This window comes from Streptomyces sp. NPDC034670, assembly GCF_055574875.1.
In genome coordinates this window covers 25,242-43,025 of sequence record NZ_JBVITR010000008.1, presented here as the reverse complement: position 1 = coordinate 43,025, position 17,784 = coordinate 25,242, and the positions used below count along the sequence as shown (strand labels likewise).

Genomic DNA, 17,784 nt, shown 5'->3' with positions numbered 1-17,784 from the left:
CGACGGCACGCCCCCCCCCCCCCCCCCCCCCCCTCCCCGCCGCCCCCCCCCCCCCCCCCCCCCCCCCCCCCCCCCCCCCCCCCCCCCCCCCCCCCGCGGTCCTTCAGCGGTGGGGCCTATACAGGTCAGCCGGTGGTCTTCTGCGCGGCGAGCGCGACGTCGGTGTCCGCGACGTCGGTGTCCGCGACGTCGGTGTCCGCGGCGGCGGGCACGGCGTCGGTGGGGGAGCCGGCCCGGGCGCCGGCCGCGGCGGAGGCCCCGGCCCGGGCGGTGAGGCCGGTGGCGTTGCCGGCCACCCACACGCCGCTCTCGTGGTGGGAGGTCCGCGCGGACATGTCGCGCCCTTTCGTCGCACCTGGCCCCCGTGCCGGACCAGCTGTGCTCGACGTTAAGCCCACGTTGCACCAAGGGCATACCATGTTGCCCATGGCGCAAGAAGATGGACAGCTGGACAGCCTCGTACGCAAACGGATCCGCGCCCTGCGCGTCGCGCAGGGCTGGTCGCTGGAGGAGCTGGCCGGGCGCGCCAACCTCAGCCAGTCCTCGCTGAGTCGCATCGAGAACGGTCAGCGCCGCCTCGCCCTGGACCAGCTGGTCACCCTCGCCCGGGCCCTGGACACCACCTTGGACCAGCTCGTGGAGAACGCCGCCGACGACGTCGTCGTCAGTCCGATGATCGACGGCGCGCACGGCCTGATGCGCTGGCCCGTGAAGGGGGACCCCGGCATGAGCGTGGTGCGTCAGCGGATGACCGACCCGCCGCCCGACAACCCGGCCCGCATGCGCGCCCACCCCGGCCGCGAATGGCTGGTGGTGCTGTCCGGCACCGCCGTCCTCATGCTCGGCCACCGGCGCTTTCGCATCGAAACCAACCAGGCCGCGGAGTTCCCCACCATGATGCCGCACGCCATCGGCGCCGAGGGCGGACCGTGCGAGATCCTGGGCATCTTCGACCGCGACGCCCGCCGCGGCCACCAGAAGGACGCCGGTGCCGACGGCTCCCAGGCCGACTGCGCAGGCGCCCGGGGCCCCCGCGAATGACGGGCCGCGGTCGTGCCGAAGGCCCACGGTGCGGTGGGTGATATTGCGTGGCGGGCAGCGCGTCGAGCCACTTCCTTGCGTATTCCGCAAGCGCTCGTGCGGCAGGAGCATGACCGGCTTACGGTGATGCCATGACCCGAATGCATCAGCACATCCCCCACCACGGCGAAAACGCTCACCACCGCGACCACGGCCATGGCGGCCACCAAGAACACGATGACGGCGGTCAGGCGGAGATCCTCGATCTGGACGCCGAGGTGCTCGCCGGGCACACGGCGTCCATCACCGCCTGGCTGCCGCTGAAGAGCGAGCCGCGCCGGATCGTGGACCTGGGCTGCGGCACCGGCGCGGGAACCTTCGCGCTCCTCGAACGCTTCCCCGACGCGCACGTCACCGCCGTCGACACCTCGGCCGGGCACCTCCGGACCCTGCGCGAGAAGGCATGCGCCCGTGGTGTCGAGGGGCGCGTACGGACCGTGCGGGCCGACCTCGACACCGACCACTGGCCCGACCTCGGCACGCCGGACCTGGTGTGGGCCTCGGCCTCGATGCACCACATGGCCGACCCCGGCCGCACCCTGCGGAGCGTGCGCGAACTGCTCGCCCCCGACGGCCTGTTCGCCGTCGTCGAGCTCGCGGGCTTCCCGCGCTTCCTGCCCGCCCACGCCCCGGAGAGCCGGCCCGGCCTCGAAGAGCGCGCCCATGCCGCGACCGACGGCTTCCACGCCGAGCACGTTCCGCACCGCGGCACCGACTGGGGCCCGATGCTGACAGCCGCCGGCTTCACCGTCGAGGACGAGCGCACCGTCACCGTCGACATCGAAGGCGAGCGCAGCGAAGCGATCGGCCGCTACGCCTACGGCAGCCTGCGGCGCATCCGCGGCGCCGCCGCGCCCGCCCTCAGCCCCGAGGACCTCGCCGCACTCGACGAGCTCCTGGACACCAGCAGTCCGAACAGCCTTCTGCGCCGCGAGGATCTCGCCGTGCGCACCGAGCGCACCGTCTGGGCCGCCCGCCGCGCCTGACACCCGGCGCACCCCGCGGTCGCCTGCCGGGCAGCCTCGACCACCGCCCGTGACCAGTCGGGCTTCCCCGCCGACCGCAGCTTCTTCGGAAGCACCCGGGGCAGCTTCTCCCGCACACCGGCCCCGTTCCGGGCGGCCGGGCGCCGCCGGCAGGTCATGCCCGAGCCGAAGCCCGGCCCCTGGGAGGGCGCTCCCGCCGGGTCCCGGGGTGCGGCACGGACGGGATCCCGCACGACGCCCGCGGGCCCGGCACCCGCGGCCGGCCCGCCCCCGGCTTCACCCCCGGACCAGGCGGCAACGGCTCGATCGGCGACCCCAGTCGGTCCGACACGGTCCACGGCCGCGACTGACGCGTCCCCGCGCCCCCACCAGCGAGCGGACAAGTCCACGGTCACTTGGGCGGCAGCTTCTGCGGGGACCTCTGAGGTCCTCCGCTCGGCCGGTGGTGATCGTGGACCTGCTGTCTCCGGGGCCGGGGCCGTCACCACCACAGGCCATCTGTCGCCCCACCCCAACCCCCCTCGACTCCTCCCTCCCTCCCCCCCCCCCCCCCCACCCCCCCCACCACCCCCCCCCCCCCCCCCCCCCCCCCCCCCCCCCCCGCGCCCGCAATCACCCGGGTGTTTCCTCCGCCACCGCGGCGGGCAGGGAGATCCGCCAGGCGACGCACCCGGCCGCCGCGAGCCCGGCGACGGCCAGCACGCTGCTGGCGAGGAACGGGTCGGTGCCGTCCAGGGCGGGAGCGAACCCGATGCCGACACAGAGCGCGACACCGGTGGAACCGCCCAGTTGGTCGGCGGCGCGCTGGACGCCGGAGGCGATGCCGGCGTCCTCCTCGGTCACGCCGGTCACCGCGACGTACTGCAGCCCGACGATCCCGAACCCCATCCCGGCCGCGACGAGCACCATGGCCGGAATCAACGCCCAGCCGGTGGCCCCGAGGGAGGAGACCAGGGCGATGGCGGCCAGCGCCGGCGCGGTGAAGCCGATCCCGGCCAGGACACAGGCCCGGGCACCCCACCGTCCGAGCAGCCGGGGCACCAGCACCGAGGCCGCGATCAGGGACACCGCCAGGGGCAGCATCGTCAGACCGGCCCGCAGCGGGCCGGCGCCCCACCGGTCCTGCAGGTAGTAGGTGAACAGCAGGAACGAGGTGGACAGGGCCGCGCTCAGCAGGGCGGTGGCGAGGTTGGCCAGGACGCGCGGCCGGTGGCGGAAGAACCGCGGCGGCACGAGCGGGTTGCGTGAACGGCGCTCGACCCTGACGAACAGGGCCCCGGCCGCCACCGCGCCGGCCAGCGCCGCCGGCGGCAGCCAGGGCAGCGGGCCGTCCGCCTCGCCCGCCTCGACGACGCCGAGGGTGAACAGCAGCGGAGCCGCGACCAGCAGGAGCGCACCGGGAAGGTCCAAAGGCGCGGACCCGGAGGGCCGTTCGCCCGGCACGAGAAGGGCCGCGGCGGCGAGCACGACCAGGATGAACGGCACGGACACCAGGAAGATCCACCGCCAGCCGAGCAGCTCGGTGATGATCCCGGAGACCACGAACCCGAGGACGAGGCCACAGCTCGCGACGGCCGCCCACACGCTCAGCGCCCGCGACCTGCGCGGCCCCTCGGGGAACATGAGCACGACCACCGCCATCGCCGCCGGAAGCGCGATCGCCTCCCCGGCGCCCTGCAGCAGCCGGGCCGTCACCAGCACGGTGAACGACGGCGCGAGCCCGGCCAGCAAGGACGCGGCACCGAAGAGCGTCGTGCCGAGCAGGAGGATGCGGCGCCTGCCGAGCACGTCGCCCAGCCGGCCGCCGAGCATCAGCAGCCCGCCGCCGGTGATCGTGTACCCGACCACGACCCAGGCCAGGGCGTGACCGTCGACCCCGAAGTCGGCGCCGATCGAGGGCAGGGCGACGTTGACCACGGTCACGTCCACCGCGATGAAGAACTGCAGCATGGCCGTGCAGCACAGCACCAGCCACGCGCGCACCGGGGACGATCCGTCCCCGCGCGAAGAGAGAATGCCTGAAAACACCGAGTGCTCCGTTGCCCAGAAGAAGTTCCGAGCAGCACGAACGTGCCGCTCCGGTCCCACCACGAAGCAGCAGAACGTTCAACAGAAGTGAGACGAACGCCCCGCCGCTAGCGGAGCGTCCTCGTCACCGCGGCACAAGCCGCGCACGAAGCACCGGACATGTCCCCGATGCTACCGGAGCCGACGGTGCTGTCTCCCCGTATGCCCTCCCGTCCGCGCGACCTCTGGGCGCTGCGGGACATGACGGCGGTGACACGGCCGATGCCGGTGGAACCGGGGTGCCTCCACGGGCATCGGCCGGGTGGCGGGCCCACGGCCGTGACCCCGAGCAGGCCGGGGCCGCCCGGCGCGCGAAGCCCTCCGGCGCACCGGCGGGCAAGGCCGAGCGCTACCGGCGCATCCTCACCGAAGAACTGTTCCACGCCCGCCGGTGGACCTCCGAGGAGGTGCGAGCCCGGGCGGCCACGGTCCGGAACGCCCACCACGGCCACCACCGGCCTCGCACCACCGCCCATGACCGCCCTCCGGGCCCTCCGGCCTCACGCCTCCGCGGGAGCGTCACCGGCATCACGGCCGGCGACATCCAGGCCGGAAAAGGTTCAATGAACGGAGCAGGCCCGCTCGAGGCGAGGAGTGTGCGCGTATGGGGACCGTCGTCCACGTCCCGCAGACCCGGGACATGATCGGGGACGAACTCTCCGGCGACGAGGCGTTCGCCGCGCTGCGGCACTACGGGAGCCTGCGCCTGCTCACCGACTCCTTCGCTCGTTTCCGCTACGCGGACGGGTTCACCAATGCCCGGGCGCTCGCCTTCCAAGCCGTCCTCGGTCTGGTGCCGTTCACGGTGGCGCTGGTGGGCCTGGCGACCTCGGTGCACACCGAGAGCGTGGGCCGGGTCATCGAACTCACCCTCGGCCGAATCGTTCCCGGTGCCAGCGCCGACCTCGTCCGGGACGCCTTCGCCGGGACGCGGCGCAGCGCTCACGACGACGTCTGGTCCACGCTGGCCCTGTGGCTCGGTCTGGGCTTCGCCCTGCTGAACCTCGCCTCGGCCATGGGCCAGATCGAGCGGGGCGCCAACCGCATCTACGGCATCGAACGCGACCGTCCCTTCCCCCGTAAGTACGGCAGGGCCGTCCTCCTCGCGCTCGCGGCGGGCCTGCCGCTGGTGCTCGGCTTCATCGCGCTCGTCGCCGGTGACGCCGTCGGCGACGCGGTGGCCCACGTGGCCGGGGGGCCGGACAGCGGCACGGGGTGGTGGGGCGCGCTCGACCTGCCGGTGGGGCTGGCGCTGGCGTGGATCGCCTCTGCGGTGATCTTCCGCTGGTCGCCCCGACGGGTCCAGCCCGGCTACACGTGGCTGGCCTTCGGCTCGGCCGTCCACCTCCTGCTGTGGGTCGCGGCGACGTGGCTGCTCGCGCTGTACGTCAGGGAAAGCGGCGCGTTCGGCGCCCTGTACGGACCGCTCACCGCCTTCGTCGCCCTGCTGTTGTGGGCCAACCTCACCGCCGTCGCCCTCTTCCTCGGCATTGCGTTCGCGGCCCAGTTGGAGGCGGCGCGTGCCGGTATCGACGCCGCGGTACAGCCGGATCCCGGGCCGGGCCGTTGACCGGCGAGGAGGAACCGCGGACCGGTCCGTCCCCACCCGCGGCATTCGCTCCGGCAGGGCACCCGACCGGCATCACCCCGGCACTGTTCCGGGACGCGGCGCTCGACTGCGCCACCGGCCGGGGCCGGTGACATCCTCTGCCGGCCTTCGCGGCGGGATGCCGCCGGACGCCCGCGCGTGGCCGCGCGCGGGGGCGGCGGATCGGGGCCGCACTCCGAGGACCACCCGTGGGCTGCGCCGCCGGGGCCGCGTCGTTCTCGTGGCACGACCGGTTTGATCACTCGGCGTCCGAGGTGGCCCGGGGCGCGAGGGGACGCCGGCGGGCCCACCCGGAAACGGGCGGAACGGCAGGGTCCTGCCTGGTACGGTGCGCCGATGTCAGCGATCAGGAAGTTCCAGGTCACCTTCGACTGCGCAGAGCCTGAGCGCCTCGCTCGGTTCTGGTGCGAGGTGTTGGGGTACGTCGTACCGCCGCCACCGGAGGGACACGCCACCTGGGACGACTTCAAGCAGTCGCAGCCACCTGAGCAACGGGACGCGTGGTTCGCCTGTGTCGACCCCACGGGTGTGGGCCCGCGACTGTACTTCCAGCGCGTCCCCGAGGGGAAGGCCGCCAAGAACCGGGTGCATCTCGACGTGCGGGTCGCCACCGGACTCGTGGGCGAAGAACGCCTCGCCGCGCTCGAGGCCGAATGCGCGCGGCTGGTCCCGCTCGGCGCGGTCCACGTGCAAACGCTGTACGACGGCAACGACGCGTGCATCCCCATGCAGGACATCGAGGGCAACGAGTTCTGTCTCGACTGAGCACTCCCGGGCCGGAGAGGTGGGAGCCGCCCTTCCTGGACCTCTCCGGTCCCGCACCGGGCGGGAGTTGCCCCGTGAGGGCGGGGATGTGCGGCCGGGCGATGCCGAGCATGGCGGTGTGAACGCCGCCGTCCTCCGGACGGTGGTGGGACCCCCAGATGTCTGGGATGGGACGCGCCGGCCGACCGCGGCACTCTTTACCCGGTCGAGGGCGGTGAGCCGCCTTCGGCGCATTCGGTGACGACGACGAGGGGGAAGAGATGTCCATGCGAAGAAAAGCCGTGGGGACGCTGGCCGCGGCCGCGGCCGTTGCCGGCCTGACGGTGGCGGGAGCTCCGGCTGCTGTCGCGGCCCCGTCCGCGGCGGGTGACGCGGTCACCGCCTCCGTGTGGCGGAACGTCGCTCTGACCGGCACCTACACGATCCGCGACGACGAGGGCGTCTTCGCTGCCGGTACGTACTGCAACGGCAACGTCGCCTCCGAGAGCTGGGTGAACGAGGTCCGCACGCCGTCGGTGTGGTGGGAGACCACGTGCGGGGGCGAGATCCGTGTGGAGAAGCACGTGTCCGCGGAGACGGACGCCGGCGGCGGAGTCATGATCTATGTGACCCTGCGGTTCTACGAGGGCACGAACGACACCAACACCGACCTCGACGCCGAGTACAACTTCAACCGCTACGTCCCCGCGGGACAGACCTCGACGGTCAGCGAGATCACGCTCCGCAACGGGGAGAACGGCGGCAAGGACTGGGCCAAGCTCAACCTCGTCCTGCACAACAACCGCTGACCCGTATCGAGGCGTCGATCGCGCGTCTCGGACATCGACGGTTCCCGGGCACGGCAAGCGGAGGCACAGCTACCTGCGCGAACCGGGCTCGGGAACCGTCGGGCACGCTTAGCCTCGGACCATGAGGCGCTCTGGGGGAGCAAGGCGGGTCGGCGAGATCGGGGACGCGGCGGCGCGGGCGGCGCGGTCCGCGCGGAGCGACGAGGAGTTCTTCGAGGCGGTGAAACGGGTCGTACGGCCCCTGCTGCGGTTCGACGTGTGCGCCTGTGTGACCGTGGATCCGCAGACGTTGATGAACACCGGTGGTGACTACCGGGACGGCCTGCCGCCCGCCATGATGCCGCGGATGCTCGACATCGAGTACCGCGAGGGGGACGCCAACGACCTGTCGGACCTGGCGGCCAGACCGACGCCGGTGGGCCTGCTCAGCCGGGAGACGGGCGGGAACCTCGACCTCAGTCCCCGGTACCGCGACATCATGCGGCCCCTCGGCTTCCGCGACGAGCTGCGTGTGCTGCTGCGGGACCGTCACGGGGCGTGGGGTGCCCTGATCATGGGCCGCGCGGACGACGCGCCCCCGTTCGGCTCCCCGGAGCTGGCTGCGGCGGCGTCGCTGGTCCGGCCGTTGGGGAGCGCACTGCGCCGGCTGCACCTGACGCGGCTCGCCGAGGAGAACGCCTCGGGGACGGCGCCGGGACTGGTGCTGCTGGACGGCGACCACCGGGTGGTCCATGCGACGCCCACCGTGGCCATGTGGTTCGACGACCTGGCGCACGCCGGCGGCGTGCCCCCCGGGGACCGCGGACTGCCCCCCGCCGTGTACGCGGTGGCAGCGGCGGTGCAGGCCGCGGGGGCCGCGGCCTCCCACACCTCGTGGATGCACAGCCCCAGGCACGGCCGGGTACGGTTGCACGCCTGGCGCCTGGAGGAACCCGCGGCGGCCTCGGCCCGCACCGCCGTCGTCGTCGAACGGGCCGGTCCCGCCGAGCACATCGCGCTGATCGTCGCGGCGTACGGGCTGACTCCCCGTGAGCGGGACATCATGGCCCTGGTGTTGCGGGGGCGGTCCACAGCCGACATCAGCCGCAGTGCGGGCTTGTCACCGCACACCGTCCAGGATCACCTGAAGGCGGTGTTCGACAAGACGGGCGTCCGCAGCCGGCGGGATCTGGTCGCCACGCTCTTCGCTCGTCACTACCTGCCGGACATGATTCCGCCGGCGTCCGCACCGCACCGTCGTCCCCAGGACTGAAGAAGCAAGCATTAGGACACCGTCGTTCACCGGGAGGGCGAGCTCCGGCACGAGGCCGCCCCCGGCCGGCAGGACAGCCTGCACGGCGACGACACGTCCGTGGTTGCGGCGGCCCCGGGCCTGCCGGGAGCGTGCTCCACCGAACATCGGACCACCCTGCGGGGCGCGCCGCAGCCGGTGCGCGCAGGAGCGCTGGCTTCGGGAACCTGCCCCACCCGTCTGACCTGTGAGGCACCGGGAAGGGCATCGTCCTGGGCCCGGCGTGACCGCTGACGTCACGCAAGTCGAGCCGGAACCCGAGAAGCGACAGCACCGCAGCGGCCGTCTGCGGCAGCGGTGTCCGAAGGGCCGTTCAGTAGAGCGGGAAGGCCCAGCCGCCGGGGTACCAGGGCGCGCGTTCACCGCGGAAGGCCGCCGAGGCGCGGGGGAGCGCACCACCCCGCAGTTCCTCGACGAGGCCGGCGGCCGCGAGGGCGGTCAGCGAGGTGCCGCCGAGGAAGGCGGCGCCGAGTTCCGCCGCCGTCAGCCGTAGGTCGGCCGGGGCGGTCGTGGGTTCGCAGAGGGTGTTCCCCGCCTCCGCCTGCAGCCGGTGGCGCCCGTTGTTCCACGGGCAGAAGTCGTCCCGCACGTCCAGGACCAGGTCCAGCGGGAGGCTGTAACTCCGGCCCGCCAAGGCCCTGTCGACGTCGGCCAGCCGCAGCCACAGACGGTCCACCGGTGCGGCCTGGACCGCCCGGGGCTCGGTGAGCAGGTGGGGCAGGGGCTCGTCCACGGCGCCCTCGTAGTCGATCCGGGTCACCAGGTCGATCCCGGCGAGGAAGCGCCACAGTGCCGCGTACGCCTGCCGCGAGCACGCCGCCAGTTCCAGCACCTCCACCACCGCGGCACTGCCGCCGGACCCGTCCGGCGCGGAGCTGTGCCGGTAGAGCGCGTAACCGGTGGCACGTCCGTCGCGCTCGTGGTGCACGGCGAACCGGAGCGAGGTCGCGCCGCCGCGCCGGTGCGGGTAGTCGGCGAGGCGCACCGCCCAGTGGGCCGCCTGCCGGTCGGGCCAGCCGACCGTGGTGGCGCGGACCCGGTCGTAGATCTCCTCGAGGAGGGGGCGGGCACGGTCGGCGTGCCGCAGCCGGACGGTTCCGTCGCCGAAGTCGGTGTCCGGGCGGAAGCGCACGGCACGCCGGTCGCAGCGCATCCGGTTGCCGACGGTCGCGGGGCCGTAGCCGTACCGTCCGTAGATGCCGGCCTCGGAGGGACGGAGCGCGGCGATCGCCTCGCGGCGCTGCTCGTGCAGGTCGGTCAACTGGGCGCGCATCATCGAGGTGAGGAGGCCGCGGCGGCGGTGCGTCGGGGCCACGCCCACCGAGGCGATCCCCGCCACGGGCAGGACACCACCGGGCACGGTCAGCATCCGGCTGTAAACGGAGGCCCCGGCGACCGGCTCGCCCCGGTCGAACACGGCCAGGGTGCGAGCGAGGTCCGTCGCGGCTCGCTGATCGGCCAGTTCCTCCTCCGACCGGTCCATGCCGTAGGTGTCGGCGATCATGCGCGCCCAGGGAACGAACTCCTGCTCGGTAACACAGCGAAGCCGGAACTGAGAAGTGGTCACCGAACATGTGTACAGCACATCTGACGGAGCTGATGACTCGGCCCGTCTGCAGCCGGTCCGCCGTCGGCGGCCCGGTGGGTTCCGTCCGGGTGGCGCGGATGCCTAGGGGCCATCGGCGAGCTTCTCCGCGATGCGGCCGAGCGCCGCGAGTTCCCCGGGGTCGAGCCGGTCGACGAAGTGCCGTCGTACGGAGGCGACATGGGTCGGGGCTGCTTCCCGGAGCGTGTCCCACCCCGTCTCGGTGAGGACCAGGAGGCAGCCCCGACCGTCGGTGGGGTCCGGTGCGCGCCGGATGAGGTCGCGCGCCTCCATGCGGGTGGCGTGGCGGGACAGACGGCTTCGTGACCACCCCATCTTGGCGGCCTGCTCGCGCAGCGTGCTGGTGCCGTCGGTGCGCTCGGACAAGGTGCTGAGCACCTCGTAGTCCGGCTCGGACAACCCGTGTGAGGCCAGGTCCTGCGCGGTGCGGACCCGTACCGCGGTCACCATGCGGAGGTACGTCCGCCAGACGCGCTCCTCATCGGCTGCGAGCCAGCGGACCGGCGGATCCGTCTCGTTCGTTGACATGTAATCAATCTACCGGCTACTTTCGTTTCCATGACAACGAAACGACTCCGCATCGTCGTACTGGTCTGCAGCACGCGCCCCGGCGCCCTTGGCCCCGCCGTCGGCGAGTGGCTGACCGGGACGCTCGCGGCGCGCGCCGACATGCTCGACGCGGACCTCGTGCCCCTGGCCATCGGCGACCTGGGCCTGCCCTTCCTGGACGAGGAGGAGCACCCGTCGACCGGTGTCCACCACCACGAGCACACCCGCCGCTGGAGCCGGATCGTCGACGGGGCGGACGGCTTCGTCCTCGTGACGCCCGAGTACAACTACGGCATGCCGGCGACCCTGAAGAACGCGCTCGACTACCTGGGCCCGGAATGGGCCTGGAAGCCGGTCGGCTTCGTCAGCTACGGCCACACCTCGGCCGGCACCCGCGCGGTCCAGCACGCCAAGCAGGTGGTGACCACCCTGCGCCTCGTCCCCCTGGGGGCGACCGTCGCGATACGGATCGCGGACGCGATGCAGGAGGACCGGTTCACCCCCGCGGCGCGTCACGCCGACGCGGCCGAGGGGCTGCTGTCGGAACTCGTACGGGTCTCACGGGCCCTGGCCCCGCTGCGCGAGCACGCGCACGCGGACGCCCTGGCGGGCCCGCTCCCCGGCTCGTACGCACGGCGCCTCGGCCCGGACGACGCCCCCGAGGTGACGGTGCTGCAGCGCTGCTGCTGGATGGAGGAGGCGCTCGCCAACGACACCCTGGCGATCCCGGCGCTCCACGAGTCGCCGGACGACGTGCGGGCCTGGCTGGCCGACTGGCACACGACGGGACTGTGGCGGGACGGACGGCTGCTCGGGATGGTCCGCACGCGTCGCACCGGCGCCGACCTGCAGGTCGGGCGGCTCGCCGTCGCCCCCGACCTGCGGGGGCTCGGCGTGGGACGGTGGCTGCTGCGCCGGGCCGAGGCGGCCGGGGAGGGGTGCCGGCGTATCGTCCTGTCCACCGGTGCCGCCAGCCACCGCAACCTCACCCTCTACCAGGGGCAGGGATACGTACCGCTTCCCGACGCGCCGGACGACGGCGTGGTGAGCCTGGCCAAAGCCGTCCCCGCCTGAGCGCGGGCGCCGTCGGCCCCGGCCTGCCCGCGGCCGGAGCGGACGGCAGTGCCGCGGACCAGCCGATCGCCGTGCCGCTCAGGCCGCCCGGCAGCCGGATGGCGCCGACCGCCGCGCCGCCGGGGACGAGCCGGCGCCGAGGATGTGCGGTCTGACCCGGCCCGACGAACGGGCCGCCGTGGGCTCGCCCCCGATGCCATGATGCGGGACCGGCGGAGAGGAGCACACCCGTGACAGAGACGACGTCCTTCCTGCTCGAACGCCTCCACGCGGCAGGCCTGACCGACGCCGTCGCGATCGAGCCGGCCACCGGGGGCCTCGCCGCGACCGCGGGGCTCGCGCGCCGCGCTGACGGCACGTCGGTGTTCGTCAAGGCGTTCGGCGAGCCACCGTCGGACGACGCCTTCACCGCAGAGGCCGAAGGGCTCACGGTGTTGCGCGAGGCGGGCGGCATCGCCACGCCCGAGGTCATCCTCGCGGACCGCGATCTGCTCGTGCTGTCCGTGCTGCGGCCCCGGCCGGACACCGAGGCCTTCTGGGAGCAGCTCGCGCACGCGCTCGCCCACCTGCACACCACCACGCGGTACCCCCGGTTCGGGTGGCACCGGGACAACTGGCTGGGCCGTCGCCGGCAGGTCAACACCTGGGCCGACGACGGGTTCGAGTTCTTCGCCCGGCACCGTCTGCTGCGCTGGCTCGGCGAGCGTCGGGTCCGGGAGGCGCTCGACGCCACGGACCGGGCGGCGCTGGAGCGGCTGTGCGACCGGCTGCCCGAGCTGCTGCCGGTCAGGCCCGCGTGCCTGACGCACGGCGACCTGTGGGCGCTGAACGTCATGGCCGCCCCCGACGGGCGACCCGCGCTGATCGACCCCGCCGTGTCGTACACCTGGGCCGAGGTCGACCTGGCCCACCTGTGGACGACAGCGCCGCCGCCCGAGGCGCATGTGTTCTTCGAGCTGTACGCCGAGCTGACCGGGCTCGACCGTGACTGGCGCGAACGGATGCCGATCCTCCAGCTGCGCCAACACCTGGCCGTGATCGCCCAGTTCGACCCCGACTGGGGCGCCGCCGACCTCGTGCGCGCCACGCTCGCCCCGTTCCGGCAGCGGTCCTGAGCGCCCGCGAGAAGTACGACGCACCGCGCCGCCTCGGCGCCGACCGCGCGGGCCTCTTCGCCGGCCCGGTGCCGGCGGGCGCACCGCTTCCCACCGTCGCACCCGGCCCCGGCCGGCTCCGCGAAGCCGCTGTCGGCGCACCCGGGGCCGGCCGGCTACCGCCGCCCCGAACCACCGCCGTCAGGACGGGCAGCTGATGCCGCGTACCGGCCGAGCGCCGGCTCTCGCACCGTGCGGGTCGGACCCGTCGATCAGATCGGGGCACCGTCGGCCGGCGAAGGCACGGCACACGGGCGGACGACCATGAGCGGGCCTTCCAAGGCCGCCACCAGGGCAAAGGGGAACCGGTCGACCTCGAGGCAGAGCGCGACGTCATCGGGATGGGCTCCTCGACGCACGCCTTCCGCCAGCTCGGCGGCGGCGCGCGACCCGGTGGCGCGGCGGAGGAACTCAGATGCGTCCGTCCCGGCCCCGGTGGCCCTCCGGGCGATGTACTGCGCGCACGCCAGGTCTTCCTCGGCCCGCCCGTCTTCGCCGGTGACCACGAACGTGACGTCGTCACTCCTGCGCGTCCGCAAGAGCCGAGCCGTGGCCTCCGCCACCACGAAGCCGGCGCACAGCACCAGCGACGCTTCCCTGACGGCGAGGGCGCCGACCGTCCCTGCCGTGGTCTTCTGCACGACGGTCCGTCCGCGAAGGTCGACGGACCGCAGCAGACCCGGCGAGTTGACCATGTCGAACCCGGGCGCGGGCGGCCCGTCCTTGAGCGCCGCCCAATCCGGGTGGCGAGCCTTGAGCGCCAGGGCTTCGTCCGGCGACCCAGCGAGAACGATCTTCTCCGCCCCCTGGGCGAAGGCCCAGGCAGCCACCGTGAAAGCGCGCATGACGTCGACCACGACCGCCACGGACGGGGTCTCGACCAGCTCAGCGATGCCAACGAAACGACAGTCCATGCCGGTCATGCTCGCGGATGCCCGGCTCCAGGCACCCGGGAAGTGATCCACATCACACGTGTGGCCCCGGGGTGCGGCATCTCCGGCTGCCCGCGTCGCGAAGGGATCCGCGGCGGCACGCCTGCTCGATCGTCCCGCGCAGTCACCCGCGCACGGCCGTCAGCGGACACGAGGCGCTGCTCCGCCCGGCGGGTCGAACGCGCCACCCGCTCGGGGAAGGCTGTGAGCGGGACGCCGACCCCGCGCGGTGGGTTCCTCTGCCGCGGTGCGGTGTGGGGCGAGGGCCGCCGGGACGGGCGGGGGGATCGGCCGTCCCTCGCCCAGCGTGCTGCGCGCCGTGGGGAGACGGGGAAGCGGCGTCAGGGCGTCGAGCGGTCCGCCCGTCGGTGTTCGGCGTCCTCCCGGTGCCCGCCCCGGCCGGGTGCGACTGAGCGCGTTCCTGATCGTCACCGCACCCGTTCGTGATCACGCGCGACGGCTGTTGTGTCGGTAACGATTGCGCAACTTGCGAAAACTGTTGGTTGCCCCTCGTTCATTTTGAGCGGTACATCTTGCTCCTGCTTCGCGGACGGCCCATTAGTTTGCGCAAAAAATCAGCAGTTGGATCACTGACAACGGATCAGGGAGTTCCACGATGACGAGGAGAACCCGCAGCGCGACGGCTGCCGCGATCGGCTTGTGCATCGCACTCGCCGCTGCCGGCTGCGCCGGCGGCGGCGACGGCGGCGGTTCGTCCGACGGCCAGGGCACGGTGACCCTCTGGACGAACGCCATGGAAGGGCGCGGTGCGCAGTACTGGAAGGACGCCGCGAAGGCGTACCGAGCGCTGCACCCGGACGTCACGATCAAGATCCAGTCGGTCCAGAACGAGGACCTCGACGGCAAGCTGCAGAACGCGCTCAACTCGAACTCCGCGCCCGACATCTTCCTGCAGCGCGGTGGCGGCAAGATGCGGGCCATGGTCGACGCCGGTCAGATCCAGGCACTGGAACTGACCGACACCGACAGGGCGAACGTGGGCGAGGCGGCCCTCGAGGGCCTCTCGATCGACGGCAAGGTCTACGCGATGCCGCTCGACACGCAGCCCGAGGGCATCTACTACAGCAAGGACCTGTTCAAGAAGGCCGGCATCACCTCGACGCCGACGACGATGGACGAGCTCGAGGACGCCGTCGCGAAGCTGAAGGCGATCAAGGTCGCGCCGATCGCGGTCGGCGCCAAGGACGCCTGGCCGGCCGCGCACTGGTACTACAACTTCGCCCTGCGCGAGTGCAGCCAGGAGACCATGCAGGAGGCCGCCCAGTCGCTCACGTTCGACGACCCGTGCTGGACCGAGGCCGGCGAAGACCTCGCCGGACTCCTGGGGACCGAACCCTTCCAGAAGGGCTTCCTGACGGCAACGTCGCAGCAGGGCGCCGGGTCCTCGGCGGGCATGATCGCCAACCACAAGGCGGCCATGGAGCTCATGGGCAACTGGAATCCCGGTGTGATCGCCGACCTGACCCCGGACAAGAAGCCGCTCCCCGACCTGGGCTGGTTCCCCTTCCCCGCCGTGCCCGGCGGCAAGGGCGAGCCGACCGCCATCATGGGCGGCGCCGCCGGATACTCGCTCTCCAAGAACGCCCCGAAGGAGGCCCTGGGCTTCCTCCAGTTCGTCGTGACCAAGGAACAGCAGGAGGCCTACGCCGAGGCCTTCGACACCATCCCGGTGAACGAGCAGGCCCAGGGGGTCGTCACCGAGCCCTACAACATCTCGGCCCTGCAGGCCTTCAACAAGGCCGCCTACTCGATGCAGTTCCTCGACACCGTGTACGGCCAGAACGTCGGCAACGCCATGAACATCGCCGTCGTGAACCTGATGGCCGGCAAGGGCACCGCCGCCGACATCGTCAAGGACGTCAAGGCTGCCGCCGAGAAGGGCTGAGTAAGCAGACATGAGCCACACCCCGGGCCCTGACACGGCCGGCGGCCGCCGGCCGCAGGGCACGCCCGGAACCGGGGGCACGGCCACGTCCGTGCCCCCGGCTCCGCCGCGAGCGGCCGCGCACCGCCGAGGCCGTGCCAGGACGCGACTGGAGATCACGGTCCTGTCCGCGCCGGCGGTCATCACGTTCCTGGCATTCGTGATCTTCCCGGTCGCGCTCGCCGCGTACTACGGCTTCTACCAGTGGAAAGGCTACGGAGAGCCCACCGACTGGGTCGGCCTGAACAACTACAGGCTGATCCTCACCGACTCCGCGTTCCACGACGTGCTGTGGCACAACGGCCTGATCCTGGTGCTCTCACTGGTCATCCAGGGCCCGCTGGCGATCGTCCTCGCCCTCCTGCTCAACCGGAGGATCCGCGGCCGCTCGGCCATCCGCGTCCTGGTCTTCGTGCCCTACATCATCTCCGAGGTCATCGTCGGCACCGGCTGGAGCCTGATGCTCCAGAGCGACGGAGCCGTCAACGACCTGCTGCACCGGATCGGCCTGGGCTCCCTGGAAGCCGACTGGATCGCCGACCCGGACCTGGCCGTCTGGACGCTGATGGCCATCATCACGTGGAAGTACATCGGCTTCGCGGTGATCCTGATGCTCGCCGGCCTGCAGTCGATCCCCGACGAGGTCTTCGAGGCCGCGCAGATCGACGGCGCCTCCTACTGGCAGATCCAGCGCCGCATCACGCTGCCGCTGCTGGGCCCGACGATCCGCATCTGGGCCTTCCTGTCGATCATCGGCTCGCTGCAGTTGTTCGACCTCGTCTACATCATCTGGGGCCAGTACGTCTCGGGCACCGCGGGCACCTCGACCATGGCGATCTACATGCTCGCCCAGGGCCGCAACGCGGGCAACTACGGCTACGGCAGCGCCGTCGCGGTCGTGATGTTCGTGATCTCGCTCGTCGTCGCGCTGATCTACCAGCGCTTCGTCCTGCGCCGCGACCTCAGGGGCGCCGTCACCGAAGGGACCGTGTGATGAGCGCGACGACCACCACCTCCCGGACGTCCCCCGCGCCGGAGCCGAAGGCACCCACCGGCCGCCGCGACAAGCCGCAGAAGTGGGGCAGCCCCGTCGCCTACTTCGTCGCGCTGCTCTTCGTCGGCGTCTGCATCGCACCGGTGCTCTACATCGTGCTCGGCGGGTTTCGCACCAACGCGCAGATCACCACGGAACCGGCGGCCCTGCCGCGCCCCTGGGTGGTCGGCAACTACACCGGCATCCTGAAGTCGGCCGTGTTCTGGGGCGAGTTCGCCAACTCCCTCATCGTCGCGATCACCAGCACCGTCGGCATCGTCGCCCTCGGTCTGATGGTGAGCTTCGTGATCGCACGCTACGACTTCAGACTCAAGGGCGCGATGTACTCCCTGTTCGCCGCGGGCCTGATGTTCCCGATGGTCATCGCGATCACTCCGCTGTACCTCGTCATCAAGGACCTCGGCCTCGTCGACAACCTGCTCGGCGTGATCATCCCGCAGATCGCCTTCGGCCTGCCGACGACCGTCATCATCCTCGTGCCGTTCCTCAGAGCCATCCCGAACGAGATCGAGGAGGCCGCCGCGCTCGACGGCATGAGCCGACTCGGTTTCTTCCTCCGCATGGTGGTCCCGCTGTCGCTGCCCGGTGTGGTCACCGTCGGCATCCTCGGATTCGTCGGCAGCTGGAACAACTACCTCCTGCCCCTGTACGTCCTCAACTCGCAGGCGAACTACACCCTGCCGCTCGGCGTCCAGGTCTTCTCCTCGCAGTACTCCACGGACACCGCGAAGGTTCTCGCCTTCACCTCACTCGCCATGCTGCCCGCACTGATCTTCTTCTCGGTCTTCGAGAAGCGCATCGTCGGCGGCCTCACCGGTGCCGTGAAGGGCTGACACCGGTACCAGGACCCGAACCGACCGCCCCCCACCTGCCCCTGCCGTGCC

At 72.4% G+C, this 17,784-nt stretch carries 16 protein-coding genes; 11 read left to right on the top strand and 5 right to left on the bottom strand.

The features are described 5' to 3' along the window. Positions 1–125: 125 nt before the first annotated feature. Entirely contained in the window at positions 126–335 is a 210-nt protein-coding gene (locus ACZ56B_RS08370) for a hypothetical protein (RefSeq protein ID WP_468787605.1), read from the bottom strand. Positions 336–426: 91 nt separating this feature from the next. Between ACZ56B_RS08370 and ACZ56B_RS08365 the strand changes: the two genes are divergently transcribed. After that, positions 427–1,041, top strand: a complete 615-nt coding sequence (locus tag ACZ56B_RS08365) for a helix-turn-helix domain-containing protein (RefSeq protein ID WP_468787603.1) — start codon at positions 427–429, stop codon at positions 1,039–1,041. Positions 1,042–1,172: 131 nt separating this feature from the next. Beyond that, complete coding sequence (locus tag ACZ56B_RS08360) at positions 1,173–2,066, top strand: class I SAM-dependent methyltransferase (RefSeq protein WP_468787601.1); 894 nt, start codon at positions 1,173–1,175, stop codon at positions 2,064–2,066. A 612-nt stretch (positions 2,067–2,678) separates the two neighbouring features. On the opposite strand, the gene ACZ56B_RS08355 is transcribed toward ACZ56B_RS08360, so the two are convergent. Next, positions 2,679–4,016, bottom strand: coding sequence for an MFS transporter (locus ACZ56B_RS08355; protein WP_468787825.1), 1,338 nt, complete (start codon positions 4,014–4,016; stop codon positions 2,679–2,681). Positions 4,017–4,737: 721 nt separating this feature from the next. On the opposite strand from ACZ56B_RS08355, the gene ACZ56B_RS08350 reads away from it, so the two are divergent. From ACZ56B_RS08350 to ACZ56B_RS08335, 4 genes are all read left to right on the top strand, one after another. After that, a complete protein-coding gene (locus ACZ56B_RS08350) occupies positions 4,738–5,703 on the top strand; it encodes a YihY/virulence factor BrkB family protein (protein ID WP_468787599.1) in 966 nt (321 codons plus the stop codon). 375 nt (positions 5,704–6,078) lie between these two features. Continuing rightward, complete coding sequence (locus ACZ56B_RS08345; protein WP_468787597.1) at positions 6,079–6,507, top strand: VOC family protein; 429 nt, start codon at positions 6,079–6,081, stop codon at positions 6,505–6,507. 260 nt (positions 6,508–6,767) lie between these two features. Then, entirely contained in the window at positions 6,768–7,295 is a 528-nt protein-coding gene (locus ACZ56B_RS08340) for a hypothetical protein (RefSeq protein WP_468787595.1), read from the top strand. A 121-nt stretch (positions 7,296–7,416) separates the two neighbouring features. Next, positions 7,417–8,547 carry a helix-turn-helix transcriptional regulator gene (locus ACZ56B_RS08335; protein ID WP_468787593.1) on the top strand — a complete coding sequence of 377 codons (1,131 nt, stop codon included), beginning with the start codon at positions 7,417–7,419 and terminating at the stop codon, positions 8,545–8,547. Positions 8,548–8,899: 352 nt separating this feature from the next. Here the strand turns inward: ACZ56B_RS08335 and ACZ56B_RS08330 are convergent, their stop codons facing one another. Together ACZ56B_RS08330 and ACZ56B_RS08325 are read right to left on the bottom strand one after the other, a co-directional pair. Next, positions 8,900–10,153 carry a GNAT family N-acetyltransferase gene (locus tag ACZ56B_RS08330; RefSeq protein WP_468787591.1) on the bottom strand — a complete coding sequence of 418 codons (1,254 nt, stop codon included), beginning with the start codon at positions 10,151–10,153 and terminating at the stop codon, positions 8,900–8,902. Between the two features lie 102 nt (positions 10,154–10,255). Then, positions 10,256–10,720, bottom strand: coding sequence for a MarR family winged helix-turn-helix transcriptional regulator (locus ACZ56B_RS08325; protein WP_468787589.1), 465 nt, complete (start codon positions 10,718–10,720; stop codon positions 10,256–10,258). 30 nt (positions 10,721–10,750) lie between these two features. On the opposite strand from ACZ56B_RS08325, the gene ACZ56B_RS08320 reads away from it, so the two are divergent. Together ACZ56B_RS08320 and ACZ56B_RS08315 are read left to right on the top strand one after the other, a co-directional pair. After that, the gene (locus tag ACZ56B_RS08320; RefSeq protein WP_468787587.1) at positions 10,751–11,815 is read left to right on the top strand and encodes a GNAT family N-acetyltransferase; all 1,065 of its coding nucleotides are present in this window, start codon (positions 10,751–10,753) and stop codon (positions 11,813–11,815) included. A gap of 230 nt (positions 11,816–12,045) precedes the next feature. After that, entirely contained in the window at positions 12,046–12,930 is an 885-nt protein-coding gene (locus ACZ56B_RS08315) for a fructosamine kinase family protein (RefSeq protein WP_468787585.1), read from the top strand. 251 nt (positions 12,931–13,181) lie between these two features. Here ACZ56B_RS08315 and ACZ56B_RS08310 read toward each other — a convergent pair whose 3' ends face one another. Then, a complete protein-coding gene (locus tag ACZ56B_RS08310) occupies positions 13,182–13,883 on the bottom strand; it encodes a 2-phosphosulfolactate phosphatase (protein WP_468787823.1) in 702 nt (233 codons plus the stop codon). A 634-nt stretch (positions 13,884–14,517) separates the two neighbouring features. Between ACZ56B_RS08310 and ACZ56B_RS08305 the strand changes: the two genes are divergently transcribed. From ACZ56B_RS08305 to ACZ56B_RS08295, 3 genes are read left to right on the top strand one after another with little or no spacing between them, the layout of a single operon-like run. Then, on the top strand, positions 14,518–15,807 hold the full coding sequence (locus ACZ56B_RS08305) for an ABC transporter substrate-binding protein (protein WP_468787583.1): 1,290 nt from the start codon (positions 14,518–14,520) through the stop codon (positions 15,805–15,807). Positions 15,808–15,817: 10 nt separating this feature from the next. Continuing rightward, positions 15,818–16,840 carry a carbohydrate ABC transporter permease gene (locus ACZ56B_RS08300; protein ID WP_468787581.1) on the top strand — a complete coding sequence of 341 codons (1,023 nt, stop codon included), beginning with the start codon at positions 15,818–15,820 and terminating at the stop codon, positions 16,838–16,840. Next, complete coding sequence (locus ACZ56B_RS08295; protein WP_468787579.1) at positions 16,840–17,733, top strand: carbohydrate ABC transporter permease; 894 nt, start codon at positions 16,840–16,842, stop codon at positions 17,731–17,733. The genes ACZ56B_RS08300 and ACZ56B_RS08295 overlap by 1 nt, the downstream gene beginning before the upstream one ends. Positions 17,734–17,784 lie beyond the last annotated feature (51 nt).